The organism is Pantoea sp. UBA5923 (assembly GCF_002431095.1).
In the GTDB taxonomy this organism is placed as follows: Bacteria; Pseudomonadota; Gammaproteobacteria; order Enterobacterales; family Enterobacteriaceae; genus Pantoea; species Pantoea piersonii.
Map to the genome: position 1 here is coordinate 13945 of NZ_DJDN01000058.1, position 367 is coordinate 14311.

Here is a 367-nt window from a genome sequence, read left to right on the forward strand (position 1 = left end):
CTGGGGCGCAACGGCTCTGACTACTCCGCCGCGGTGCTGGCCGCCTGTCTGCGCGCCGACTGCTGCGAAATCTGGACCGATGTTGACGGCGTCTATACCTGCGATCCGCGCCAGGTGCCCGACGCGCGCCTGCTGAAGTCGATGTCTTACCAGGAGGCGATGGAGCTTTCCTATTTCGGCGCGAAAGTGCTGCATCCGCGTACCATTGCGCCTATCGCGCAGTTCCAGATCCCTTGCCTGATCAAAAACACCGCCAACCCGCAGGCCCCTGGCACCCTGATTGGCGGCGAAGGCGAGCAGGACGAAAATCCGGTGAAGGGCATCACCAACCTGAACAACATGGCGATGTTCAACGTCTCCGGGCCGG

At 62.7% G+C, this 367-nt stretch carries 1 pseudogene; it reads left to right on the plus strand.

Annotation, left to right across the window (positions count from 1 at the left end):
* Nucleotides 1–367: pseudogene (gene thrA, locus B3797_RS13975) on the plus strand (bifunctional aspartate kinase/homoserine dehydrogenase I); the annotation flags it as partial.